This window comes from Pseudomonas flexibilis, from assembly GCF_000802425.1.
GTDB classification, from domain to species: domain Bacteria; phylum Pseudomonadota; class Gammaproteobacteria; order Pseudomonadales; family Pseudomonadaceae; genus Serpens; species Serpens flexibilis.
Genome location: NZ_JRUD01000027.1, coordinates 62,958 through 85,518, shown reverse-complemented (window position 1 = coordinate 85,518; position 22,561 = coordinate 62,958). Strand labels below are relative to the sequence as shown.

19 protein-coding genes and 1 tRNA gene are annotated in these 22,561 nt (G+C 65.8%); 13 read left to right on the top strand and 7 right to left on the bottom strand.

The features are described 5' to 3' along the window. The first annotated feature begins 14 nt into the window (after nucleotides 1–14). Nucleotides 15–1,151, top strand: coding sequence for a multifunctional CCA addition/repair protein (locus SF06_RS15840; RefSeq protein WP_039562613.1), 1,137 nt, complete (start codon nucleotides 15–17; stop codon nucleotides 1,149–1,151). Nucleotides 1,152–1,219: 68 nt separating this feature from the next. Here the strand turns inward: SF06_RS15840 and folK are convergent, their stop codons facing one another. After that, the gene (gene folK / locus SF06_RS15835; protein WP_039562612.1) at nucleotides 1,220–1,759 is read right to left on the bottom strand and encodes a 2-amino-4-hydroxy-6-hydroxymethyldihydropteridine diphosphokinase; all 540 of its coding nucleotides are present in this window, start codon (nucleotides 1,757–1,759) and stop codon (nucleotides 1,220–1,222) included. Then, on the bottom strand, nucleotides 1,750–2,103 hold the full coding sequence (gene folB / locus SF06_RS15830; RefSeq protein ID WP_027590626.1) for a dihydroneopterin aldolase: 354 nt from the start codon (nucleotides 2,101–2,103) through the stop codon (nucleotides 1,750–1,752). Before folB ends, folK begins: the two co-directional genes overlap by 10 nt. Nucleotides 2,104–2,178: 75 nt before the next feature. On the opposite strand from folB, the gene plsY reads away from it, so the two are divergent. Next, a complete protein-coding gene (gene plsY / locus SF06_RS15825) occupies nucleotides 2,179–2,748 on the top strand; it encodes a glycerol-3-phosphate 1-O-acyltransferase PlsY (RefSeq protein WP_039562610.1) in 570 nt (189 codons plus the stop codon). 5 nt (nucleotides 2,749–2,753) lie between these two features. Here the strand turns inward: plsY and tsaD are convergent, their stop codons facing one another. Next, the gene (tsaD, locus tag SF06_RS15820; protein ID WP_039562609.1) at nucleotides 2,754–3,779 is read right to left on the bottom strand and encodes a tRNA (adenosine(37)-N6)-threonylcarbamoyltransferase complex transferase subunit TsaD; all 1,026 of its coding nucleotides are present in this window, start codon (nucleotides 3,777–3,779) and stop codon (nucleotides 2,754–2,756) included. Nucleotides 3,780–3,983: 204 nt separating this feature from the next. Here tsaD and rpsU point away from each other — a divergent pair, with 204 nt between their 5' ends. The 5 genes from rpsU to SF06_RS15795 all read left to right on the top strand — a co-directional run bounded on the left by rpsU (nucleotide 3,984) and on the right by SF06_RS15795 (nucleotide 8,574). After that, nucleotides 3,984–4,199 (top strand): 30S ribosomal protein S21, encoded by a 216-nt coding sequence (rpsU, locus tag SF06_RS15815; RefSeq protein WP_003085057.1) that lies wholly within the window; start codon nucleotides 3,984–3,986, stop codon nucleotides 4,197–4,199. A 126-nt stretch (nucleotides 4,200–4,325) separates the two neighbouring features. Next, on the top strand, nucleotides 4,326–6,185 hold the full coding sequence (gene dnaG / locus SF06_RS15810; RefSeq protein WP_039562562.1) for a DNA primase: 1,860 nt from the start codon (nucleotides 4,326–4,328) through the stop codon (nucleotides 6,183–6,185). Nucleotides 6,186–6,251: 66 nt separating this feature from the next. Next, nucleotides 6,252–8,105, top strand: coding sequence for an RNA polymerase sigma factor RpoD (gene rpoD / locus SF06_RS15805; protein ID WP_039562561.1), 1,854 nt, complete (start codon nucleotides 6,252–6,254; stop codon nucleotides 8,103–8,105). Between the two features lie 94 nt (nucleotides 8,106–8,199). Further along, a tRNA-Ile gene (locus SF06_RS15800) sits at nucleotides 8,200–8,276 on the top strand. 106 nt (nucleotides 8,277–8,382) lie between these two features. Next, nucleotides 8,383–8,574, top strand: coding sequence for a hypothetical protein (locus tag SF06_RS15795; protein ID WP_039562560.1), 192 nt, complete (start codon nucleotides 8,383–8,385; stop codon nucleotides 8,572–8,574). On the opposite strand, the gene SF06_RS15790 is transcribed toward SF06_RS15795, so the two are convergent. Next, a complete protein-coding gene (locus tag SF06_RS15790) occupies nucleotides 8,571–10,475 on the bottom strand; it encodes an autotransporter domain-containing SGNH/GDSL hydrolase family protein (protein WP_039562558.1) in 1,905 nt (634 codons plus the stop codon). The genes SF06_RS15795 and SF06_RS15790 overlap by 4 nt on opposite strands. Nucleotides 10,476–10,593: 118 nt before the next feature. After that, a complete protein-coding gene (locus SF06_RS15785; RefSeq protein ID WP_039562556.1) occupies nucleotides 10,594–11,784 on the bottom strand; it encodes a patatin-like phospholipase family protein in 1,191 nt (396 codons plus the stop codon). A 275-nt stretch (nucleotides 11,785–12,059) separates the two neighbouring features. On the opposite strand from SF06_RS15785, the gene SF06_RS15780 reads away from it, so the two are divergent. Then, nucleotides 12,060–13,133 (top strand): extracellular solute-binding protein, encoded by a 1,074-nt coding sequence (locus SF06_RS15780; protein WP_052199851.1) that lies wholly within the window; start codon nucleotides 12,060–12,062, stop codon nucleotides 13,131–13,133. A 162-nt stretch (nucleotides 13,134–13,295) separates the two neighbouring features. Here the strand turns inward: SF06_RS15780 and typA are convergent, their stop codons facing one another. Together typA and thiI are read right to left on the bottom strand one after the other, a co-directional pair. Beyond that, complete coding sequence (gene typA, locus SF06_RS15775) at nucleotides 13,296–15,116, bottom strand: translational GTPase TypA (protein ID WP_027590618.1); 1,821 nt, start codon at nucleotides 15,114–15,116, stop codon at nucleotides 13,296–13,298. Between the two features lie 146 nt (nucleotides 15,117–15,262). After that, nucleotides 15,263–16,720 carry a tRNA uracil 4-sulfurtransferase ThiI gene (gene thiI / locus SF06_RS15770; protein ID WP_039562555.1) on the bottom strand — a complete coding sequence of 486 codons (1,458 nt, stop codon included), beginning with the start codon at nucleotides 16,718–16,720 and terminating at the stop codon, nucleotides 15,263–15,265. A gap of 341 nt (nucleotides 16,721–17,061) precedes the next feature. Between thiI and glnA the strand changes: the two genes are divergently transcribed. The 5 genes from glnA to ntrC all read left to right on the top strand — a co-directional run bounded on the left by glnA (nucleotide 17,062) and on the right by ntrC (nucleotide 22,419). Beyond that, the gene (glnA, locus tag SF06_RS15765; protein WP_027590616.1) at nucleotides 17,062–18,465 is read left to right on the top strand and encodes a glutamate--ammonia ligase; all 1,404 of its coding nucleotides are present in this window, start codon (nucleotides 17,062–17,064) and stop codon (nucleotides 18,463–18,465) included. 139 nt (nucleotides 18,466–18,604) lie between these two features. Then, nucleotides 18,605–19,162 (top strand): DUF4124 domain-containing protein, encoded by a 558-nt coding sequence (locus SF06_RS15760; RefSeq protein WP_039562553.1) that lies wholly within the window; start codon nucleotides 18,605–18,607, stop codon nucleotides 19,160–19,162. Then, a complete protein-coding gene (locus SF06_RS15755) occupies nucleotides 19,162–19,752 on the top strand; it encodes a DUF4124 domain-containing protein (RefSeq protein ID WP_052199850.1) in 591 nt (196 codons plus the stop codon). Before SF06_RS15760 ends, SF06_RS15755 begins: the two co-directional genes overlap by 1 nt. Before the next feature lie 154 nt (nucleotides 19,753–19,906). Further along, nucleotides 19,907–20,986: a nitrogen regulation protein NR(II) gene (gene glnL / locus SF06_RS15750; protein WP_039562551.1), complete on the top strand. Its 1,080-nt coding sequence runs from the start codon at nucleotides 19,907–19,909 to the stop codon at nucleotides 20,984–20,986. Beyond that, nucleotides 20,983–22,419: a nitrogen regulation protein NR(I) gene (gene ntrC / locus SF06_RS15745; protein WP_039562549.1), complete on the top strand. Its 1,437-nt coding sequence runs from the start codon at nucleotides 20,983–20,985 to the stop codon at nucleotides 22,417–22,419. The genes glnL and ntrC overlap by 4 nt, the downstream gene beginning before the upstream one ends. The last annotated feature ends 142 nt before the right edge of the window (nucleotides 22,420–22,561 follow it).

The window sequence follows — 22,561 nt, the reverse complement described above, 5'->3', positions numbered from 1 at the left end:
CACGGAGGTGAGCGATGCAAATCTACAAAGTCGGCGGCGCGGTGCGCGACCGCCTGCTGGGCCGGCCGGTCAGTGAAATCGACTGGGTGGTGGTCGGCGCCAGCGCCGAGGAAATGGCCGCGCTGGGCTACCGCCCGGTGGGCGCGGACTTTCCGGTGTTCCTGCACCCGCATACCGGTGAGGAGTATGCGCTGGCGCGCACCGAGCGCAAGAGTGGGCGCGGCTACGGTGGCTTCACCTTCCACGCCAGCCCCGAGGTCACCCTCGAACAGGACCTGCTGCGCCGCGACCTGACCATCAACGCCATGGCCGAGGACGAACACGGCCAGGTCATCGACCCCTATGGCGGGCTGGGCGATCTGCAGGCGCGAGTGCTGCGCCATGTGGCGCCGGCCTTCGCCGAGGATCCCTTGCGAGTGCTGCGGGTGGCGCGCTTTGCCGCCCGTTACGCGCCGCTCGGCTTCACGGTGGCCCCGGAAACCCTGGCGCTGATGCGCCAGCTCAGCGAATCCGGCGAGCTGCGCGACCTGACCCCGGAACGCAGCTGGAAAGAAATATCCCGGGCGCTGATGGAGTCGCGTCCGGACGTCTTCGTGCAGGTGCTGCACGACTGCGGTGCGCTGGCTGAGCTATTGCCGGAAGTGGATGCGCTCTTCGGTAGCGACCGGGCTGAAGCGCTATTGAAAACGCTGCGCGCCTGCGCCGAGCGCGAGCAGCCGCTGGCGGTGCGCTGGGCCTGCCTGCTGCTGGATACCGGCGCGGAACAGATTGCCGCCATCAACAGCCGCTGCAAGGCACCGCGTGAATGCGCCGAGCTGGCGTTGCTGGCCCGTCAGCATCGCGGTGCATGGCAGGACGCGCTGGAACTGTCCGCCGAGGCGTTGCTGGCCTTGCTGCAGGGCTTCGACGTGTACCGCCGTCCGCAACGCTTCGAACAGTTCCTGGCCGCCTGCGAAATGGCGGCGCGCGGTGCCGGACAGGAGCATGAGTTTAGGCAGTCCGCCTACCTGCGCGGCGCCGCCGACTGCGTGCGGGGCCAGGCCATCCAGCCGCTACTGGAACAGGGCTACCAGGGCGCCGCCCTGGGGCAGGCCCTGGCGCGTCAGCGCCTGGAGGCGCTGCAAGGCTACCGGAAAACCGGGCACGTGTAGGGTGGTCAAGGCTCTGCCTTGGCCACCGCTCGGCGGCCAGGAAAAGCGCTGCCCCCCTACCGAGCTGATCAGGCTGGACGCGGATACCGTTCGACCAGCGCCGCCGGCGTCAGCTCGCGGCCACGCCACTGGAAGGGCACCGGCCACAGCTGTTGGTCGATGCGCGCCTGCGCCCACAGCTCGGCGAAGGTCTGGCCGGCCACCGGGTGGCGGCGTTCGGGCGCCAGGAGCGCCAGCGGCCAGAGCACGAAGGCGTTACGCAGGATTTCGGCGCGCGGCAGGATCAGGCCATGGAAGTCGCCGATGCAGTCGTCGAACAACAGCACGTCGATATCCAGGGTCAGGCCCTTGCGCTCCGGAGCATAGCGGCCGTTGTCGGCTTCGATGAACTTCAGCCGGCGGTCCAGCTCCGTCAATGGCAGGCGGCTGATGCCGCTGACCACCATGTTCAGGAACGGCCCGCTGCGGATGCCCACCGGCAGGCTCTCGAACACCGGCGAGCAGCGCAGGTCGTCGAGCACCTCATCCAGCGCCTCCAGACCGGCGCGCAGATGGATTTCCCGGTCCGTGTTACTGCCCAGGCCGAGCAGCACCTGGTTCAGCGACATCCGCGTTCGATCTCCACACCCACCCCGGCAGCTGCCGGCACGGCGCCCGGCTTGGTGATCTTCAGGCGCAGCCAGGGAATCTGGAAATCGGCCATCAGCACGGCAGCCAACTGCTCGGCGAACGTTTCCACCAGCTGGTAGCGCGCCTGGGCGGCGAAGGCCTGGATGCGCTCGGCCAGCGCGGCGTAATCCAGCGCCAGATTCAGATCGTCGCCCGCAGCGGGGCGGCGATTGTCCCAGGCGCAGACCAGGTCCAGACGCAGGCACTGGCGGATCTCCCGTTCCCAGTCGTAGACGCCGATGACGGTGTCCACTTCCAGACCCTCGATAAACACATTGTCCAACTGCGCTCTCCGCGGCACGACAAGGGGCGTGCGACCCCGCTAGAATCGGGACTCCCTCGCCCCGGATCGGCTCTCATGTTCTGGTTGCTGGCAATCCTGGCCTACCTGTTGGGCTCGCTGTCCTTCGCCATCCTGCTCAGCCAGCTGAGCGGCGGCCCGGACCCGCGTGCACAGGGTTCCGGAAATCCCGGGGCCAGCAACATGTTGCGGGTCGCCGGTCGGCGCCTGGCCATCCTCACCCTGCTCGGCGACCTGCTCAAGGGCTGGCTGCCGGTGGTGCTTGCCCAACTCGCCGGGCTCAGTATCCAGCAGCAGGCCTGGGTCGGCGTGGCCGCCGTGCTTGGGCACCTGTTCCCGGTGTTCTTCCGCTTCCGCGGCGGCAAGGGCGTGGCCACCGCAGCCGGCCTCTTCATCGGCCTGTACCTGCCCGCCGCCCTGCTGGCGATCGCCACCTGGCTGCTGGTGTTCATACTGACGCGCATCAGCTCGCTGGCGGCATTGATCGCCACGCCCTTGACCCTGCCGCTGCTGGCCTGGCAAATGCCGGCGGCACTCTTGCCTGCGTGTGTGCTGACGCTCCTGATCGTCTGGCGCCACCGCGCCAACCTGCGCGATCTGCTGGCCGGCCGCGAACGGCATTTCTGATCAGGTTAGATCGCCGGCAGGGTGTCCATTGGCCAGCGCGCCCGCACGTCGATGCCCGGCCCGTCCTGCTGGCCGGCCAGCAGCCGCTGACAGCCGGCGTAGGCGATCATGGCGCCGTTGTCGGTGCAGAAGCGCGGGCGGGCATAGAACACCTGCCCCTTCATGTCGCCGAGCATCTTTTCCAGCGAGCGACGCAGCGCCTGGTTGGCGCTGACGCCGCCGGCGATCACCAGGCTCTTCAGGCCAGTCTGCTTGAGGGCGCGCTTGCACTTGATGGTCAGGGTCTCGACCACGGCGGTCTGGAAGGCCAACGCCACATCACAGCGACTCTGCTCGATCTCGCCGCCGTCGGCCTGGCAGCGCTGCCAGGTGTTCAGGGTGAAGGTCTTCAGGCCGCTGAAGCTGAATTCCAGGCCCGGCCGATCGGTCATCGGCCGGGGGAACACGAAGCGTCCCGGCGTGCCGCGCTCGGCCAGCCGGGCGATCTCCGGGCCGCCCGGGTAGGGCAGCCCCATGAGCTTGGCGGTCTTGTCAAAGGCCTCGCCGGCGGCGTCGTCCAGGGACTCGCCGAGCAGCTCGTATCGGCCGATGCCATCGACGCGCACCAGCTGGGTGTGACCGCCGGAGACCAGCAAGGCGACGAACGGGAACTGCGGCGGCTGCTCTTCCAGCATCGGCGCCAGCAGGTGGCCTTCCATGTGGTGTACGCCGACCGCCGGGATGCCCCAGGCGAAGGCCAGCGCCTGGGCGCAGGAGGCACCCACCAACAGGGCGCCGACCAGGCCCGGACCCGCGGTGTAGGCGATGGCGTCGATGGATTCCGCCGCACAGCCGGCCTCGTCGAGCACCTGACGGATCAGCGGCAGCATGCGCTTGACGTGGTCGCGCGATGCCAGCTCGGGCACCACGCCGCCGTAGACGCGGTGCAGGTCGATCTGACTGAACAGCGCATCGGCCAGCAGGCCCTGCTCGCTGTCATAGAGGGCGACGCCGGTTTCGTCGCAGGAGGTTTCCAGTCCCAGCACGCGCATGGGGTACACCGCTTCCAGCCTGGCAAATAATGGAGGCGCGCATGATAATCCCCACCCCCAGCCCCGACCAGCGCTTTTCGATGAAGGCCCTTTGCATTCCGCAGGGCGAAGGGGTAACATCCGCAACCCTTGAAAACCGACGTCCTCCAGTGCCGCTTGCAGGAGAGCGTTCACCACACCTGGTAATTGAAAGGTACGACCTGGATGCCCGCCGTCAAAGTTAAAGAGAACGAACCCTTCGACGTAGCCCTGCGTCGCTTCAAGCGCTCCTGCGAAAAGGCTGGTGTTCTGGCCGAAGTCCGCAGCCGCGAATTCTACGAAAAGCCGACCGCCGAGCGTAAGCGCAAGGCTGCCGCCGCCGTGAAGCGTCACGCCAAGAAGGTTCAGCGCGAACAGCGCCGTCGCGAGCGCCTGTACTGAGTTACAGCGCTGGCTGATCACAACGCCCGGCTCCGCCGGGCGTTGGCATATCTGGATGCCACGCAAGCCTCGTCCTGCGGACGAGGCTTTTCCGTTTCCGTCTGCACGAGCGTATCCTGACGCCCCATGGCCGGCCTGATCCCACAGTCCTTCATCGATGATCTGCTCAACCGCACCGATATCGTCGACGTGGTGGGTTCGCGCGTCCAACTGAAGAAGACCGGCAAGAACTACAGCGCCTGCTGCCCGTTCCACAAGGAAAAGACCCCCTCCTTCACGGTCAGCCCCGACAAGCAGTTCTACTACTGCTTCGGCTGCGGCGCCGGCGGCAATGCCCTGGGCTTCGTGATGGACCACGACCACCTGGATTTTCCCCAGGCAGTCGAGGATCTGGCCAAGCGCATCGGCATGGACGTGCCCCGCGAGGAGCGCGGCCCCGGGAATCGTTCCCGGCAGCCGGTCGATTCGCCGCTCTACCCGCTGCTCGCCGCCGCCAGTGACTATTACCGCCAGGCACTCAAGAGCCATCCGGCACGCAAGGCGGCGGTGGACTACCTCAAGGGTCGCGGCGTGTCCGGGATCATCGCCCGTGACTTCGCGCTCGGCTTCGCCCCACCTGGCTGGGACGGCCTGCTCAAGCACCTGGGCGAAGACCCACTGCAGCAGAAGGCGATGATCGACGCCGGCCTGCTGATCGAAAACACCGAAACCGGCCGGCGCTACGATCGCTTCCGCGACCGCATCATGTTCCCGATCCGCGACAGCCGCGGCCGGGTGATCGCCTTCGGCGGCCGCGTACTGGGCGACGACAAGCCCAAGTATCTCAACTCGCCGGAAACCCCGGTGTTCCACAAGGGCCAGGAGCTCTACGGCCTGTTCGAGGCGCGCCAGCACAACCGCAACCTCGACGAGATCATGGTGGTCGAGGGCTACATGGACGTCATCGCCCTGGCCCAGCTCGGCCTGCGTAACGCCGTGGCCACCCTGGGCACCGCCACCAGCGAGGAGCATCTCAAGCGCCTGTTCCGCCTGGTCCCCAGCGTGCTGTTCTGTTTCGACGGTGACAGCGCCGGCCGCAAGGCGGCCTGGCGCGCACTGGAAGCCACCCTGCCCAACCTGCAGGACGGACGGCGCGCGCGCTTCCTGTTCCTGCCCGAAGGCGAAGACCCGGACAGCCTGGTACGCCGCGAAGGCACCGAGGCCTTCCAGGCGCGCATCCATCAGCAGGCGCGCTCGCTGGCCGACTACTTCTTCGAGCAGCTCAGCGAGGAGGCCGACCCGCGCTCGCTGGAGGGCAAGGCACACCTGGCGACCCTGGCTGCACCGCTCATCGAAAAGATTCCCGGCGCCAACCTGCGCACCCTGATGCGCCAGCGCCTATCCGACCTGACCGGGCTCGGCGGCGAGGCCCTGCAGCAGCTGCAGCCCGCCCCTCCGGCACCCACGCAAGCTGCGCCGATGGATTCCCCGCCGCCCTACGGGCAGCCGCGCAGCGAACGACCGTCCATGGGGCAGCGCCGTTCGTCGCCACGTGCCTCGCGTGCCGCGAGCGGCGTCGAACCCCCGAACCTGAGCGCATTGCGCACTCTGCTGCATCACCCGGAATTGGCTCAGAAGGTGGAGAACGCCGGCAGCTTCGCCGCCGAGGACGATACCTATGCCCAGTTACTGGTGGCGCTGCTCGAAGCCCTGCAGAAGAATCCGCGCTTGCGGGCCCTGCACCTGATCGCCCGCTGGCATGGCACCGAACAGGGTCGCCTGCTGCGCGCACTGGCCGAGAAGGAGTGGCTCATTGCGCCGGACAACCTTGAACAACAGTTTTTCGACACTATAACTAGGCTCGTAACCCGCCAGCGCGAACGCCGCCTTGAACATCTGCTGCAGAAAGCACGTCTAACCGACCTGAGCGCAGATGAAAAAGACCAGTTGCGCAGGCTGTTGAGCCGCGACAACGAAGCCGCTCCCGCAAGCACATCTGGCTTGTAAGCGCGGTTTTCGGCTATAATCCCCGGCTTGTTTTCAGCCCGCCAGACCGTCAGTGGATAGGGTGCCATGTCCGTAAAAGCGCAACAGCAATCTCGCCTGAAAGAGTTGATCGCCCGCGGCCGCGAGCAGGGTTATCTAACCTATGCCGAGGTCAACGACCACCTGCCGGAGGATATTTCCGATCCGGAACAGGTGGAAGACATCATCCGCATGATCAACGACATGGGGATCAACGTCTTCGAAACGGCCCCCGACGCGGACGCCCTCCTGCTGGCCGAAGCCGATACCGACGAAGCTGCCGCTGAGGAAGCGGCGGCCGCGCTGGCGGCTGTGGAAAGCGACATCGGCCGCACCACCGACCCTGTGCGCATGTACATGCGTGAGATGGGTACCGTGGAGCTGCTGACCCGCGAAGGCGAGATCGAGATCGCCAAGCGTATCGAGGAAGGCCTGCGCGAAGTGATGAGCGCCATTGCCCACTTCCCCGGCGCCGTCGACGGCATCCTCGCCGAGTACCAGCGCGTGGTCAGCGAAGGCGGCCGCCTGTCCGATGTTCTCAGCGGCTACATCGACCCGGATGACGGCACCCTGCCGGCCGAGGAAGTCGAGCCGGTCATCGTCAAGAGCGGAACCCCCGCCGCCAAGGACGACGAGGACGAGGAAGAAGAAAGCAGCGAGAGCAGCGACGACGAAACCGAGACCGATGGCGGTCCGGATCCGGAAGAAGCCGCCCGCCGCTTCAATGCCGTTGCCGAGCAGCTGGCCGTCGCCAAGAAGGCTCTGGCCAAGCATGGCCGCAGCCATCCGACCAGCGTTGCAGAACTGCTCGCCCTGGCCGAGCTGTTCATGCCGATCAAGCTGGTGCCCAAGCAGTTCGACGCCCTGGTCGAGAAGGTGCGCAGCGCACTGGAGCGCGTGCGTCAGCAGGAACGCGCGATCATGCAGCTGTGCGTGCGCGACGCGCGCATGCCGCGTACCGATTTCCTCAAGCTGTTCCCGGGCAACGAGGTCGACCTCGACTGGAGTACCCAGATTGCCAAGGGCAAGGCCAAGTACGCCGAAGCCATTGGCAACCTGCAGGACGACATCAAGCGCAACCAGCAAGTGCTGATCGACCTCGAGAACGAGGTCAGCCTGACCATCGCCGAGATCAAGGACGTCAACCGCCGCATGTCCATCGGCGAGGCCAAGGCCCGTCGCGCCAAGAAGGAAATGGTCGAGGCGAACCTGCGTCTGGTGATCTCCATCGCCAAGAAGTACACCAACCGCGGCCTGCAGTTCCTCGATCTGATCCAGGAAGGCAATATCGGCCTGATGAAGGCGGTGGACAAGTTCGAATACCGTCGCGGCTACAAGTTCTCGACCTACGCCACCTGGTGGATTCGCCAGGCGATCACCCGCTCGATCGCCGACCAGGCCCGCACCATCCGTATCCCGGTGCACATGATCGAGACGATCAACAAGCTCAACCGCATTTCCCGGCAGATGCTGCAGGAAATGGGTCGCGAGCCCACGCCGGAAGAGCTGGGCGAGCGCATGGAGATGCCCGAGGACAAGATCCGCAAGGTGCTGAAGATCGCCAAGGAACCGATCTCCATGGAAACCCCGATCGGTGACGACGAAGACTCGCACCTGGGCGACTTCATCGAGGACGCCACCATGCAGTCGCCCATCGAGGTGGCCACGGTGGAAAGCCTCAAGGAAGCGACCCGTGACGTGCTCTCCGGCCTTACCGCCCGCGAAGCCAAGGTGCTGCGCATGCGTTTCGGCATCGACATGAACACCGACCACACCCTCGAGGAAGTCGGCAAACAGTTCGATGTCACCCGCGAGCGGATTCGCCAGATCGAGGCCAAGGCGCTGCGCAAGCTGCGCCATCCGACCCGCAGCGAACACCTGCGCTCGTTCCTCGACGAGTGATCGACAAACCCCCGGCCCTGCCGGGGGTTTTCGTTTGTGGCTCAAGCAGTTGGCCCCGGGCGAGGCGACCGTTATACTCCGCCCCTCCTGCTGAGGGCCTGTAGCTCAGTCGGTTAGAGCAGAGGACTCATAATCCTTTGGTCCTGGGTTCGAGTCCCAGCGGGCCCACCATCTTCAAAGCCAGTTCACAGCCGCGCATCACCCCCACGCCCTGACCTCAAGCTGTAACCTGCGTCCTGTACATACGCTGCCAACATTCCTGGCAGCGCAAGCAGTTATGAGCACGCTTACCGAACTGGCCCAGCACATCGCCCAGCTTTACCCTCTCACCGACAAGTCCGCCGGCCGCCGCTATCGCATCGTCAGCCAGCTGGCCGGCCTCACCGAACTGGAGGACACCAGCGGCCGGCCCCGCTACGTCGCCTCGCGGCAGCTGCGGGACCGCAGTCGCTGGGATATGGCCAGCTAGAAGCCCCAGGTCAGCGACAGGTTGGCGCCATGCTGGCGCTCTTCGGCGTCGCGCAGCTGATAGGCCAGACGCACCTGGAAGGCCTGACCAATCTCGGTGGCCACGCCAAGGGTCGCCAGGGTGTGGTCGCGATGCGGGGTGTAGCCCTGCAGGCCGTAGTCGAAGCCGGGCACCGACACCAGCCCCATGTCGACCACCCGCGCTTCGTCCTCGAACTCCCGCTCCCAGGCCACCTCACCGAACAGCTCGGAACGGCTGCCAATGCCAATGCGCGCCTCCACCCCGACACCGGCGCGCTTGCTGTCCCGGGTCTGGTCGTCGTAGCGCAAGGCGCTGGAGCTGTCGCCGCGTTCCCGCCAGGCATCCATCTCCACCCGCGCATACTCGGCGCTGATGAACGGGCTGAACGACCAGGCCCCACGGCGCCCCAGGGCATAACCCAGACGCAGCGTGGCGCCGCCTACCGCACCGTCCGTCTCGCTCTTTTCCACCCGCTCGCTGATGCCCAGCGCGAAGCGCCGCTCCAGGTCGCGGTAGTCGAGCTTGCCGTAGGTCAGGCCGACATCGGCCCACAGCCGGCTGCGCTGGTACTGCAGGAAGGTGCTCAGCAGGTAGGCATCCAGCTTGTAGCTGGAGTCGCTCGGCGTTTCCAGGCGCTGATCCTGCAGGCCCAGCGAGAAGCCCCAACGCCAGGCGTCGGCCAGCCGGTAGCTGCTGCCGAGGGTGATGCCCAGGCCGTCGTTGTCCGCCTCGCTCACCGCGGCGCCCGACTCGAAATCGCGGCTGTGGCCGGTGGCCGCGACAAAGGTGTGCCAGTCACCCCGACGCTGCCAATCGCCACGCGCAGACTGCCACTCGTGACGCAGCTGCTGCTGATGGGACATCAGACCGCCCAGCGCAATCTCGGGCAGCAGGCTGATTTCCCACGGTGCGGAGAGGATCGAATGGATGTAGTCGGCATTGATGGCATGCACGGCGGTGGTGGGGTGCACGCCGTCGTAGAACATCAGCCGATCGGGATCAGCGGTCGGACTGGTGATACCCCAGGTGGGATCCATCTGGCACTGATTGCCGTTGAAGCAGACATCCGTCTGTACCACGGCGGGATCGAAGCCGAAGCGCGCCGGATCGGCGACCACCTCCGCCACCAGCCCACGTACGTTGAGGAGAATGACCGAAGCTCCCTGGACAGCCAGCTGGTCGCGTAGCGACTGGTTGAAGGCAGCGGAAAGACTACTCCACTGGGCACGATCGCCGGACGCGGCGCCGGCAGGCGTCAGGCCCACGTCCGGCAGATCCGAGACAATGATGTAGCGCGCTCCGGCCTGGCGTAGCGCCGCGACCCCGGTCACCAGGTCGGCAGACGCGACCGCAGCGCTGGCGGCATCCACCACGCGACCCTGGAACAGGTCGTTGCCACCGCCGTTGATCAGGAACAGGGTGTTGGGGTCGACCCTCGGCTTATCGACCAGGTAGCCGTCACGCTCGCGCAAGGTGACACCGGCGCGCTCCACCACCGAGCCATCGGGCTCGATGATCGAATCGAGGATGTTGTCGGTACGATAGCCGGCCACGGCATAGTTGGTGCCGTCGGGGTTGTCGTTGTTCTGCAGCGCCGGAGTGGACGGCAATGCCGCCAGGCCCAGACGTTGCGCCAGATACTGCGGCGCGACGGCGGCGAATGCCTCGTCTCGATTGTCGCGATAGGTGGGACCGGTGCGGTTGGTCATGCGCAGCCCGCCGATGGGCTCGACGCCATCCAACGGACCGAGCAGGTCCGGGAACTGTCCGCTGTCGCTCAGCGAATCGCCGAAGATCACCAGCTGGGAATAGGGGGAGGCCAGGGAAAGCGTGGGCAGGACCAGCAGCAGGCTGAGGCCCAGAGGGTGTCGGAAGGGCATGAAGCGACTCCTGTCAGGGTTGTCGGAACAACTTCCAGAGCGTTGTTCGTAACGCACTCACCCAGACTAGACCCTTGTTCGCCCCGCACAATTCATCCGACCCACCGGTGCGCCCCCGTCAGCCCGGCACGCCCAGCTCCGCAACAGGCTGCGCCTGCTGCACTCCCAGAAAGGCGCGTAGCGCATCCCGCCGCGCCATCGCATCCCGGTAGCCAAGCTCCATGAGTTCGTTGCAGTAGTCCGGCTCGAACAGCAGGTAACTGAGCACGCCGGCGCCACCCGCCTGGGTCGCGCCCGGCCCGCGCAGGAAGGTGCGCAGCGAGCGTGGCAGGGCCTTGCGGTGCCGCGCGGCGATGGGCTCCAGGGGCTGGCTGGGGTTGATCACCAGCACATCCACGTTGCGCAAGCCCAGCTGCCGCCTCTCGCGCCCTGGCGGCAGGATCTGCCCGATATGGTTGAGGCGCTCCAGCAGCTCGATGTCCGACTCCAGGTTGTCGACGAAGGTGCTGTTGAGCAGGTGGCCACCGATGCGCGCCAGGCTCGGCGGCTGGTTGCTGGCCGGGGCCGCGGCATCGTCCCGCTCCGGGTTGCTGCTTACCCCCACCACCAGGATACGCGTGGCGCCCAGGTGCAGCGCCGGGCTGATCGGCGCCACCTGGCGCACCGCACCGTCGCCGTAGTACTCGTGGTTGAGACGCACCGGAGGGAATACCAGGGGAATCGCCGCACTGGCCAGCAGATGATCCGCGCCGAGGCGCGTCGGCACACCGACCCGCCGATGGCGGAACCAGGGATCGATCGCGCCCCACCCCTGGTAGAAGGTCACCGCATGGCCGGAATCGTAGCTGAACGCAGTGACCGCCACCGCCCGCAGGCTGCGCTGGCGGATCGCCGCGGCTATGCCATTGAAATCCATCTCCCGCTCGATCATGCCGCGCAGCGGGGAGCTGTCGAGCAGCGACAGGGGCTTGTCGCGGCGCATCCCGAGAAGGCCACGTCGCACGAAACGCCCGGCCTGCAGGAACAGACCAGGCCAGTCACTACGGAACACCTGATCGCAATGCAGGTTGTGCCAGACCGTGCGGATGCGCTCTACCGCCTCGCCAAACTGCAGCGCGCCACAGGCCAGCCCCACGGCGTTGATCGCCCCGGCCGAGGTACCGACGATGACCGGAAAGGGATTGTGCGTGGCATCGGGCAGCAGCTCGGCAATTGCCCTCAGCACGCCGGCCTGATATGCCGCGCGCGCGCCGCCGCCGGACAGCACCAGGCCGGTGACGCCGGTGTCGTAGCTTCCTTCGCGTTCCATCTGAATCCGACCTGTGACTACCTGTTCCGGAGGCGGATTCTACGCACGAACGCAAGGGCTATGGCATTACGCCATGGTCGGCGTGACACTGCCGTCTCGACCGCCCCCTACCCCTAATTGCCGCACCTCGACCAAAGTCCATAGCTAAAGGCCATCATGGCACGCTAGTCTCCGCGCTCCGGCCTGGAACGCCGGCCCTCCTGGCCAGACAAAAGGGAACGTCGATGTTGGCTGCACGTGTTCATTCGCCATGCCCGCTCAAGCGGTGCCTCGCTTTGCTGATCCCGCTGCTCTTCACTTCGCTGGCCACTGCCTCCCCGGCTCTGGTGGTCGCCAACTGGAACGACTATATCCATCCCGATCTGGTCGCCCAGTTCACCGCAGAAACCGGCATCCCGGTCGACTACCGCACCTTCGAAACCGATGAAGACGCCGATGCCTTGCTGCGTCAGGAGTTCCCGCCGGATGTGCTGGTGCCGGACAGTCATTACCTGCCAGGCCTGATCCGAGACGGCTTGCTGAAGCCCATCGCGATACGCTCGCTGCCGATGTACGAAGACATCGATCCGCTGATCCTCAGCCGCTTGAGCAGCACCGATCCCGGTCGGCGCTACGCCATGCCCTATCTCTGGGGCCGCGTCGGCATCGTCATGGATCGCGAACGCGTCGCGCAGGCGCTCGGCCATGCGCCGGGAACCTCGTGGGGCCTGTTGCTCGATCCGCAAACCCTGGCGCGATTGTCCAGCTGTGGCGCGTCCATCCTGGATGCTCGGGCGGAGTTCTTCACCATCTGGATGAACTGGCGCGGCGCGCTGGCCGAGCGGCCTTCCGGACGCGACCTGCATGCCTTCCAGCAAGCCCTGGTCGATCTGCGACCGCACCTGAACAAGGTGGATAACCTGGCCTATCTGGAGGACGTCCCTGCCGGTCGCCAGTGCATCGCCATGGCCTGGGAGGGCGATGCCCGCGCCATGCTCAGTGCGCATCCGCGCCTGGAGTTCTTCATCCCCGACGAGGGCAGTACCCTGTATGTCGATGCCCTGGTGGTGCCGGCCAAGTCGCGAATGGCCGAGCAGGCCTGGCGCTTCATCGAGTTCATGTCCCGGCCGGAGATCGCCTACCGCAATGCCGAGCATGTGCAGTACAACTCGCCGTACAAATCGGTGAACCGTCGCCTGGTGCGCGCCAAGGGCGACCAGGCGGGCTGGCGCAATCTGCGCCCGGTCGGCGCCGGCAAGTCGGTGAGCCTGCCGATCGGCGCGGGCGAGCGCCGGCAGGACGTGAGCGACTCCTGGGCTGCGTTCGTGGGCCAAAGCGAAGAAGGCCTGGCAGTGGGCGCGCGGGATTGAGTACTCGCGCAAAGTGGCGCGGCTTGCGCAGGGCATGGGGCATGGGGCATGGGCAAAACATCGCGCCTGAACGCCAGCGCCATGAAGATCCGCCCTTGCCAATAAGCATAAAAAAACCGCCGGTATCGCTACCGGCGGTTTTTCATTTCAGCCCTGGCTAAATCAGACCTTGCTGCGCTCGAAGCGCTTGCGGTCGTTTTCGTTCAGGTACTTCTTGCGCAGGCGGATCGACTTCGGCGTCACTTCCACCAGCTCGTCGTCGTCGATGAATTCCAGCGCCTGTTCCAGACTGAACTTGATCGGCGGCACCAGGGCGATGACTTCGTCCTTGCCGGACGCACGCATGTTGTCGAGCTTCTTGCCCTTGGTGGGGTTGATCACCAGGTCGTTGTCGCGGCTGTTGATACCGCACAGCTGGCCTTCGTAAATCTCCTGACCGGGCTCGAGGAACAGCTTGCCGCGGGCCTGCAGGGTTTCCAGCGAGTAGGTCAGCGCGGTACCGGTAGCCATGGAAACCAGTACGCCATTCTGGCGGTTGGTCACTTCGCCGGCCTTGATCGGACCGTAGTGGCTGAAGGTCGAGGTCAGGATGCCGGTGCCCGAAGTCAGGGTCAGGAAGTTATTGCGGAAGCCGATCAGGCCGCGCGCAGGGATGGTGTATTCCAGACGCACACGGCCCTTGCCGTCGGGCATCATGTTGGTCAGATCGCCCTTGCGCAGACCCATCTGTTCCATCACCGGGCCCTGGTGCTGCTCTTCGATGTCGATGGTGACGTTCTCGTAGGGCTCCTGCTTTTCGCCGGCCTCGTTCTCGATGATCACCACTTCCGGACGGCCAACGGCCAGTTCGAAGCCTTCACGGCGCATGGTTTCGATCAGCACCGACAGGTGCAGTTCGCCGCGACCGGAAACCTTGAACTTCTCGGGAGAATCACCTGGCTCGACGCGCAGCGCCACGTTGTGCAGCAGTTCCTTCTCCAGGCGATCCTTGATGTTGCGGCTGGTGACGAACTTGCCTTCCTTGCCGGCGAACGGCGAGTCGTTGACCTGGAAGGTCATGCTCACGGTCGGCTGGTCGACGGTCAGCGGCGGCAGTGCCTCGACGTTGTTGATGTCGCACAGGGTGTCGGAGATGAACAGCTCTTCCATGCCGGACACACAGACGATGTCACCGGCTTCGGCTTCCGGCACCTCCACACGCTGCAGACCGGAGTGACCCATGATCTTCAGGATGCGGCCCTGGCGCTTCTTGCCGTCGGCGCCGATGGCGACCACCGGGGTGTTGGCCTTGATCTTGCCGCGCTTGATGCGGCCTACGCCGATCACGCCGAGGAAGCTGTTGTAGTCCAGCTGGGAGATCTGCATCTGGAACGGGCCGTCCAGGTCGACCTGGGGCGCCGGCACGTGGTCGACGATGGCCTGGAACAGGGGGTCCATGTTGTCTGCCAGGTTCTCATGGTCCAGACCGGCGATGCCGTTCAGGGCGCTGGCGTAGACGATCGGGAAGTCCAGCTGTTCGTCGGTGGCGCCCAGGTTGTCGAACAGGTCGAAGATCTGGTCCACAACCCAGTCCGGACGCGCGCCGGGCCGGTCGATCTTGTTGACCACCACGATCGGGCGCAGGCCGGCCTTGAAGGCCTTCTGGGTCACGAAGCGGGTCTGCGGCATGGGGCCGTCCTGGGCGTCGACCACCAGCAGCACGGAATCCACCATGGACATCACGCGCTCGACTTCACCGCCGAAGTCGGCGTGGCCGGGGGTGTCCACGATGTTGATGTTGTAGTCGTTCCATTTCAGCGCGGTGTTCTTGGCCAGGATGGTGATGCCACGTTCCTTTTCCTGGTCGTTGCTGTCCATGACGCGCTCGTTTTCCAGCTCCTTGCGGTCCAGGGTACCGGACAGGCGCAGCAGCTTGTCGACGAGGGTGGTCTTGCCATGGTCGACGTGGGCGATGATGGCGATGTTGCGGAGTTTTTCGATCACGGTTCTATCTCGATGTAAACGGCGGGCAGGCGGCCCCCCGTCTGAAGGCGTTCCCCCCGCTCGACATGAGCGGAGGCCAGATCAACAAGGTTCAGGACAGGTCGGGAGGGCGGTGGCGAATGCTGCCACCGAACAGGCCCGGCTGCTTAGGCCGGACGGTAAACGCGCACATTGGCATGCCCCTCGCTGAGCAGGTGGTGGGCATGCAGGCGGCTCATCACGCCGCGATCGCAATACAGCAGGTACTGGCGATTGGCGTCGAGATCCTTGAACTGGCTGTTGACGGCATAGAACGGCATGGCCCTGACTTCGACGCCCGGCAACTGCAGGGGTTCGTCCTCGGCGGCATCCGGGTGGCGGATGTCCAGCACGATCTGCCCGGGCAGCGCTTCGCGGACCTCCTCCACGGGCACATCCTGGCCGAGTTCGTCGATGACCTTGTCGATGGCCACGAAACGGGCGCGCTCGATGGCCCGTTCGAGGATGGCCATATCGAACTGGCTTTCCTCGTATTCGACCCGGCTGCGCTTGGCACGGGTGGTCGGGTTCACCGAGATCACGCCGCAGTATTCGGGCATGTGCTTGGCGAACTCGGCGGTGCCGATGCGCGTGGCGGTGTCGATGATGTCCTGCTTGTGCGCGGCGATCAGCGGGCGCAGCACCAGGGTGTCGGTGACCGAATCGATCACCGACAGGTTCGGCAGCGTCTGGCTGGACACCTGGGAAATCGCCTCGCCGGTCACCAACGCGTCGATGTGCAGGTTCTCGGCCACCTGGCTGGCGGCGCGCAGCATCATGCGCTTGAGCACCACGCCCATCTGGCTGTTGTCGACCTTGCCGAGGATCTCGCCGACCACTTCCTCGAATGGCACGCTGACGAACAGCACGCGGTGCGAGCGGCCGAATTTTTCCCACAGGTAGTGGGCGACTTCCATCACCCCCAGCTCGTGGGCGCGGCCGCCGAGGTTGAAGAAGCAGAAGTGGCTGAGCATGCCGCGGCGCATCATCTGGTAGGCGGCCACGGTGGAATCGAAGCCACCGGACATCAGCACCACCACCTGCTCCACCGAGCCCAGCGGGTAACCGCCCAGGCCTTCGTGCTGCGCATGGATGATCAGCAAACGGTCGTAGCGCACCTCGAAGCGCACCTCGACGTCAGGATGCTTCAGGTCGATACCCGCCGCGCCGCACTCGCGGCGCAGGCGGCTGCCCACATGGCTGGCCAGCTCCACCGAGGTGAAATCGTGGGTATTGCCGGCACGCTTGCAGCGCACGGCGAACTGCTTGCCGGCCAGCTGATCGCCATAGTGCTCGCGGCACTTCTCGAAGACGTCGTCGAAGTCCACATAAGGGTATTCATGCACTTCGAGGAAATGCGCGATGCCCGGCATGTTGCGCAGGCGCTCGAACATGGCCTGGTGCACACGGCGATCCCGGACGGCGGTGATCACGTCCAGGTTGTCCCACTCGCCTTCGACGCTGAGGGCCGGATCCAGGTCCTTCAGCACCGCGCGGATATTCTTGGCCAGCTGCCGGATGAACTGCTTGCGCACCGGACGGCTCTTGATGGTGATTTCCGCGAAGGGCTTGACGATGAGTTTCATGAAGAACGCTGGCGGGAAGAGCCGAAAAAGAGGGGCGCGGAGTATACCGGAAATTGCTCACCCCTTGATCAAGAATTTGCAGGGGCCCATGGGCCGCACCAATTTGCGCCGGACCTTTACGGGGCGCACCAGCTTGGTGCGTTTATCGTGCGTGCGCAGGCGCGGAAAGCGCATCAGAACCGCGCCACCCGCCAACTCCGGTGCATTCGGGTGCGCTGGCACACTAATTGCTCCCTTGTGAGGCAGGTTGCCCTGACGGATGATCCCGCCCCGGCATCACCTATCCCCTGGGGCGTCAGCCTGGTTGGCGAACCCCCAGATCGATTCCCCTGGAGGACACCATGTCGAAGTCGCTTCAACTGATCAAAGAACACGATGTGAAGTGGATTGACCTGCGCTTCACCGATACCAAAGGCAAGCAGCAGCACCTGACCATGCCGGCCCGCGACGCGGATGACGACTTCTTCGAGCATGGCAAGATGTTCGACGGTTCCTCCGTCGCCGGCTGGAAGGGCATCGAGGCCTCGGACATGATCCTCCTGCCCGACGACAGCACCGCCGTGCTCGACCCCTTCACCGAAGAACCGACCCTGATCCTGGTCTGCGACATCATCGAGCCGAGCACCATGCAGAGCTACGATCGCGACCCGCGCGCCATCGCCCGCCGCGCCGAGGAATACCTGAAGTCCACCGGCATCGGCGACACCGTGTTCGTCGGTCCGGAGCCCGAGTTCTTCATCTTCGACGAAGTGAAGTTCAAGTCCGACATCTCTGGCTCGATGTTCAAGATCTTCTCCGAGCAGGCTTCCTGGAACACCGACGCCGACATCGAAGGCGGCAACAAGGGCCACCGTCCGGGCGTGAAGGGCGGCTACTTCCCGGTACCGCCGGTCGACCACGACCACGAAATCCGTACCGCCATGTGCAACGCCCTGGAAGAAATGGGCCTGGTCGTCGAGGTGCACCACCACGAAGTGGCCACTGCCGGTCAGAACGAAATCGGCGTGAAGTTCAACACCCTGGTCGCCAAGGCTGACGAAGTGCAGACCCTGAAGTACTGCGTGCACAACGTCGCCGATGCCTACGGCAAGACCGTGACCTTCATGCCCAAGCCCCTGTATGGCGACAACGGCTCCGGCATGCACGTGCACATGTCCATCTCCAAGGATGGCAAGAACACCTTCGCGGGCGAAGGCTATGCCGGCCTGTCCGAGACCGCCCTGTACTTCATCGGCGGCATCATCAAGCACGGCAAGGCCCTGAACGGCTTCACCAACCCGTCGACCAACTCCTACAAGCGTCTGGTCCCGGGCTTCGAAGCCCCGGTCATGCTGGCCTACTCGGCCCGCAACCGTTCCGCTTCCATCCGTATCCCGTACGTCACCAGCCCGAAGGCCCGCCGCATCGAGGCGCGCTTCCCGGACCCGGCGGCCAACCCCTACCTGTGCTTCGCCGCCCTGCTGATGGCCGGCCTGGACGGCATCCAGAACAAGATCCACCCCGGCGACGCCGCCGACAAGAACCTGTATGACCTGCCGCCGGAAGAATCCAAGCAGATCCCGCAGGTGTGCGGCAGCCTGAAGGAAGCCCTGGAAGAGCTGGACAAGGGCCGCGCCTTCCTGACCAAGGGCGGCGTGTTCTCCGACGACTTCATCGATGCCTACATCGAGCTGAAGTCCGAGGAAGAGATCAAGGTGCGCACCTTCGTGCACCCGCTGGAATACGACCTGTACTACAGCGTCTGATCGCCTCCCCGGCATGACGAACCCCCGCCCGGCCCTGCCGCGCGGGGGTTTGTTTTATCTCCACCACATTCCGCGCCGGGCGTCCTTGCCAGTCCCGCCTGCCGGTGCAAGGCTTGTCCCGAATCCGTGGAGATGCCCCATGCGCCTGTTCACCGCCTGCCTGCTCGGCCTGCTGGCCGCACCGGCCGCCGCCGAGATCTACCGCTACACCGACGCACAGGGCCGCACGGTGTTCAGCGACCGCCCGCCGCAAGGGCAGCCCGCCCAGCGCGTCGAACCGTCGCCCCTCACCCCCATCGCCCCACCTGCACCGAGCACACCCGCCGAGCGCCCCGCCCTGCCGACAACCCAGCGCTACGCACGGCTGGAGATCATCAACCTGCCGGATGACGAGGCACTGCGCGCCAACAACGGCACCTTCGATGTCGAGGTCGCCGTGGAGCCACCGCTGTTCCGGGGACACAGTCTGCGCCTGCTGCTGGATGGCAATCCGCACGGACCCGCGACCCAGGGTACGCCCCTGACAGTCCGCCAGGCCGACCGCGGCACCCACAGCCTGGTGGTGCAGGTGCTGGACGCCCGCGGCCGGCCGATTCAGCAAAGCGATGCACTGACCTTCACGGTGCAGCGCATCAGCGTGAACAGCCCGGCGCGACCAGCCCCGCCTCGTCCGACCCCAAACCGGCCCGCCCCCTGATGCGTCACACTCTCTGGTTACTGGCCCTGCTGCCCGGGATCACCCTGGCCCAGGTGTACAGCTATCGCGACGCCAGCGGCGCCCTGATGTTCAGCGACCGCCCGCCCCACGATGGCGCACAACCGCTGGCCCCGCGTCCCATCAACCGGATGCCCGCGCTGTCCGCACCCGCAGCGCCCACCACGACACCCAACCTGGTGCGCACGCAGCAACGCTCGCCCTATCGGCACCTGGCCATCCTTTCCCCGCGCCCGGACGCCGCCCATCCCGACGTTTCCGGCGACCTGCGGGTGGAACTGGGCAGCGAGCCGCCGCTGCTGCCCGGCCATGCCTATCGGCTGATGCTCGATGGTCAGCCGCAGTCCGGCCTGCAGCTGCGCAACCTGGACCGCGGCAGCCATCGACTGGTCGCACAGATCATCGATGAAACGGAACGCGTGCTAGCCGCCAGCGCCGAACAGATCGTCCATATCCAGCGCCCCTCGCTGATCCAAAAGCGCCGACTGCGGCCCTGCGCGGCGGATGGCGAGGATCACGAGCGCCCCGAATGCGATCCCCGCCATCTCCCGCCGACGAAACCCGCACCATAAACAGGCATCGCGCACCATTGTGGTGCATGATTATTCGCGACCTGACCGCCGATGCACATCCATCAGGCTTGCCGGCGCCGATTTGCGCCCTTTTCGGGCCTGCTGGTTTGCTTCTTGCATTTTTACGAGGCCTCGAACGAGATAAGCGATCGCCATGTCCAACGACGCCCCACACCGGCTGCTGCTCGACAACCTGAACACCGCCACGCTTCTGCTGGACGAGCGGCTGTGCCTGGAATACATGAACCCGGCCGCCGAGATGCTGCTGGCGGTCAGTGGGCAGCGCAGCCATGGGCAGTTCATCAGCGAGCTCTTCACCGAATCGCCGGAAGCGCTGGGCGCCCTGCGCCAGGCGGTCGAACAGGCGCACCCGTTCACCAAGCGCGAGGCCACCCTGGTCACCCTCGGCGGCCAGCCGCTGACCGTCGACTACGCCGTAACGCCCATCGTCGAGCACGGTCGCAACCGTCTGCTGGTGGAAGTACACCCGCGGGATCGCCTGCTGCGCATCACCAAGGAAGAGGCGCAGCAATCCCAGCTGGAGACCTCGCGGATGCTGGTGCGCGGCCTCGCCCACGAGATCAAGAACCCGCTGGGCGGCATTCGCGGCGCGGCGCAGCTGCTGGCCCGCGAGCTGCCCGACGAGGCGCTGCGTGACTACACCAACGTGATCATTGAAGAGGCCGATCGACTGCGCAATCTGGTGGACCGCATGCTCGGCACCAACAAGCTGCCGCTCCTGCGCCCGGCCAACATCCACGAGGTGCTGGAACGCGTCGCCAGCCTGGTCGAGGCGGAAAGCCAGGGACGCGTGCCGCTGTTGCGCGACTACGACCCGAGCATTCCCGAGGTGCTGATCGATCAGGAGCAGATGATCCAGGCGGTGCTCAACATCGCCCGCAACGCCTTGCAGGCCCTCGGCGATAGCCGCCAGCCGGCGCCGCAGATCACCCTGCGCAGCCGCGCCCTGCGCCAGTTCACCATCGGCCACCAGCGCCACCGCCTGGCGGTGCGCATCGAGATCATCGACAACGGCCCGGGCATTCCGCCCGAGCTTCAGGAAACCATCTTCTACCCCATGGTCAGTGGCCGCCCGGACGGCACCGGCCTGGGCCTGGCCATCGCCCAGAGCATCATCAGTCAGCACCAGGGATTGGTGGAATGCGAGAGCCAGCCCGGGCATACCGTGTTTTCCATCAGCCTGCCGCTGGAACAAGGAGCAGCCCCCTCATGAGCCACAGCGAAACCGTCTGGATCGTCGACGACGACCGCTCCATCCGCTGGGTACTGGAAAAGGCCCTGCAACAGGGCGGCCTGACCACCCAGAGCTTCGACAGCGCCGACAGCCTGCTTGGCCGGCTCAGCCGCCAACAGCCGGACGTGATCATTTCCGACATCCGCATGCCGGGCACCAGTGGCCTGGAAATGCTCGCGCAGATCCGCCGCCAGCATCCGCGCCTGCCGGTCATCGTGATGACCGCCCACTCTGACCTCGACAGCGCGGTGGCCTCCTACCAGGGGGGCGCCTTCGAGTACCTGCCCAAGCCGTTCGACGTGGACGAGGCCGTATCGCTGGTCAAGCGCGCCAGCCTGCACGCCCGCGAGCAACAGAGCCAGGCCGCTCCGGCCGTACAGCCGCATACCCCGGAAATCATCGGCGAGGCGCCGGCGATGCAGGAGGTGTTCCGCGCCATCGGCCGCCTGTCGCAGTCCAACATCACCGTGCTGATCAACGGCGAATCGGGTACCGGCAAGGAGCTGGTCGCGCATGCGTTGCACCGCCACAGTCCGCGCGCCCATTCGCCGTTCATCGCCCTCAACATGGCCGCGATTCCCAAGGACCTGATGGAGTCCGAGCTGTTCGGCCACGAGAAGGGCGCCTTCACCGGCGCCGCCAACCAGCGCCGCGGCCGGTTCGAGCAAGCCGATGGCGGCACGCTGTTCCTCGACGAGATCGGCGATATGCCTGCCGACACCCAGACCCGCCTGCTGCGCGTGTTGGCCGATGGCGAGTTCTACCGGGTCGGCGGCCACACGCCGGTCAAGGTGGATGTGCGCATCATCGCCGCCACCCACCAGGACCTGGAAACCCTGGTCCGAGAAGGCAAGTTCCGCGAGGACCTGTTCCACCGCCTGAACGTCATCCGCATCCACATCCCGCGCCTGGCCGACCGCCGCGAGGACATTCCAACGCTGGCCCGGCACTTCCTGGCACGCGCCGCCCGCGAACTGTCCGTGGAGCCCAAGCTGCTCAAGCCGGACACCGAGGAGTACCTGAGCAATCTGCCATGGCCCGGCAACGTGCGCCAGCTGGAGAACACCTGCCGCTGGATCACCGTGATGGCCTCCGGTCGCGAGGTGCACGTCGATGAGCTGCCGCCTGAGCTGCTCAGCCAGAACCAGGAGCCGCAGCCCGCTGGCAACTGGGAACAGGGTCTGCGCCTGTGGGCCGACCAGGCGCTGGCGCGCGGCCAGAGCAACCTGCTGGATGTCGCCGTGCCGGTGTTCGAGCGCATCATGATCGAGACCGCCCTCAAGCACACCGCCGGCCGCCGCCGCGACGCCGCACTGCTGCTCGGCTGGGGCCGCAACACCCTCACGCGCAAGATCAAGGAACTGGGCATGAACGTCGCCGGCGGCGACGAGGATGACGCGGACGAGGCCTAGGCTCGTGCGAACTTTGCTTTTGTAGGAGCGACTTCAGTCGCAAGCTTCTGGCTGCGGCCCGCCTCAAAAACATCGCGGCCAAGCCGCTCCTGCGGATGCCCCGCCGTATCCCCTGTGGGGCCGACGCTCGTAGGCACGGCAT

Bases quoted from the DNA above. Each gene is read 5' to 3' on its own strand.
- SF06_RS15840 (WP_039562613.1), top strand. From the start codon at position 15: ATGCAAATCTACAAAGTCGGCGGCGCGGTGCGCGACCGCCTGCTGGGC.
- folK (WP_039562612.1), bottom strand. From the start codon at position 1,759: ATGTCGCTGAACCAGGTGCTGCTCGGCCTGGGCAGTAACACGGACCGG.
- plsY (WP_039562610.1), top strand. From the start codon at position 2,179: ATGTTCTGGTTGCTGGCAATCCTGGCCTACCTGTTGGGCTCGCTGTCC.
- tsaD (WP_039562609.1), bottom strand. From the start codon at position 3,779: ATGCGCGTGCTGGGACTGGAAACCTCCTGCGACGAAACCGGCGTCGCC.
- rpsU (WP_003085057.1), top strand. From the start codon at position 3,984: ATGCCCGCCGTCAAAGTTAAAGAGAACGAACCCTTCGACGTAGCCCTG.
- dnaG (WP_039562562.1), top strand. From the start codon at position 4,326: ATGGCCGGCCTGATCCCACAGTCCTTCATCGATGATCTGCTCAACCGC.
- rpoD (WP_039562561.1), top strand. From the start codon at position 6,252: ATGTCCGTAAAAGCGCAACAGCAATCTCGCCTGAAAGAGTTGATCGCC.
- SF06_RS15795 (WP_039562560.1), top strand. From the start codon at position 8,383: ATGAGCACGCTTACCGAACTGGCCCAGCACATCGCCCAGCTTTACCCT.
- SF06_RS15790 (WP_039562558.1), bottom strand. From the start codon at position 10,475: ATGCCCTTCCGACACCCTCTGGGCCTCAGCCTGCTGCTGGTCCTGCCC.
- SF06_RS15785 (WP_039562556.1), bottom strand. From the start codon at position 11,784: ATGGAACGCGAAGGAAGCTACGACACCGGCGTCACCGGCCTGGTGCTG.
- thiI (WP_039562555.1), bottom strand. From the start codon at position 16,720: ATGAAACTCATCGTCAAGCCCTTCGCGGAAATCACCATCAAGAGCCGT.
- glnA (WP_027590616.1), top strand. From the start codon at position 17,062: ATGTCGAAGTCGCTTCAACTGATCAAAGAACACGATGTGAAGTGGATT.
- SF06_RS15760 (WP_039562553.1), top strand. From the start codon at position 18,605: ATGCGCCTGTTCACCGCCTGCCTGCTCGGCCTGCTGGCCGCACCGGCC.
- SF06_RS15755 (WP_052199850.1), top strand. From the start codon at position 19,162: ATGCGTCACACTCTCTGGTTACTGGCCCTGCTGCCCGGGATCACCCTG.
- glnL (WP_039562551.1), top strand. From the start codon at position 19,907: ATGTCCAACGACGCCCCACACCGGCTGCTGCTCGACAACCTGAACACC.
- ntrC (WP_039562549.1), top strand. From the start codon at position 20,983: ATGAGCCACAGCGAAACCGTCTGGATCGTCGACGACGACCGCTCCATC.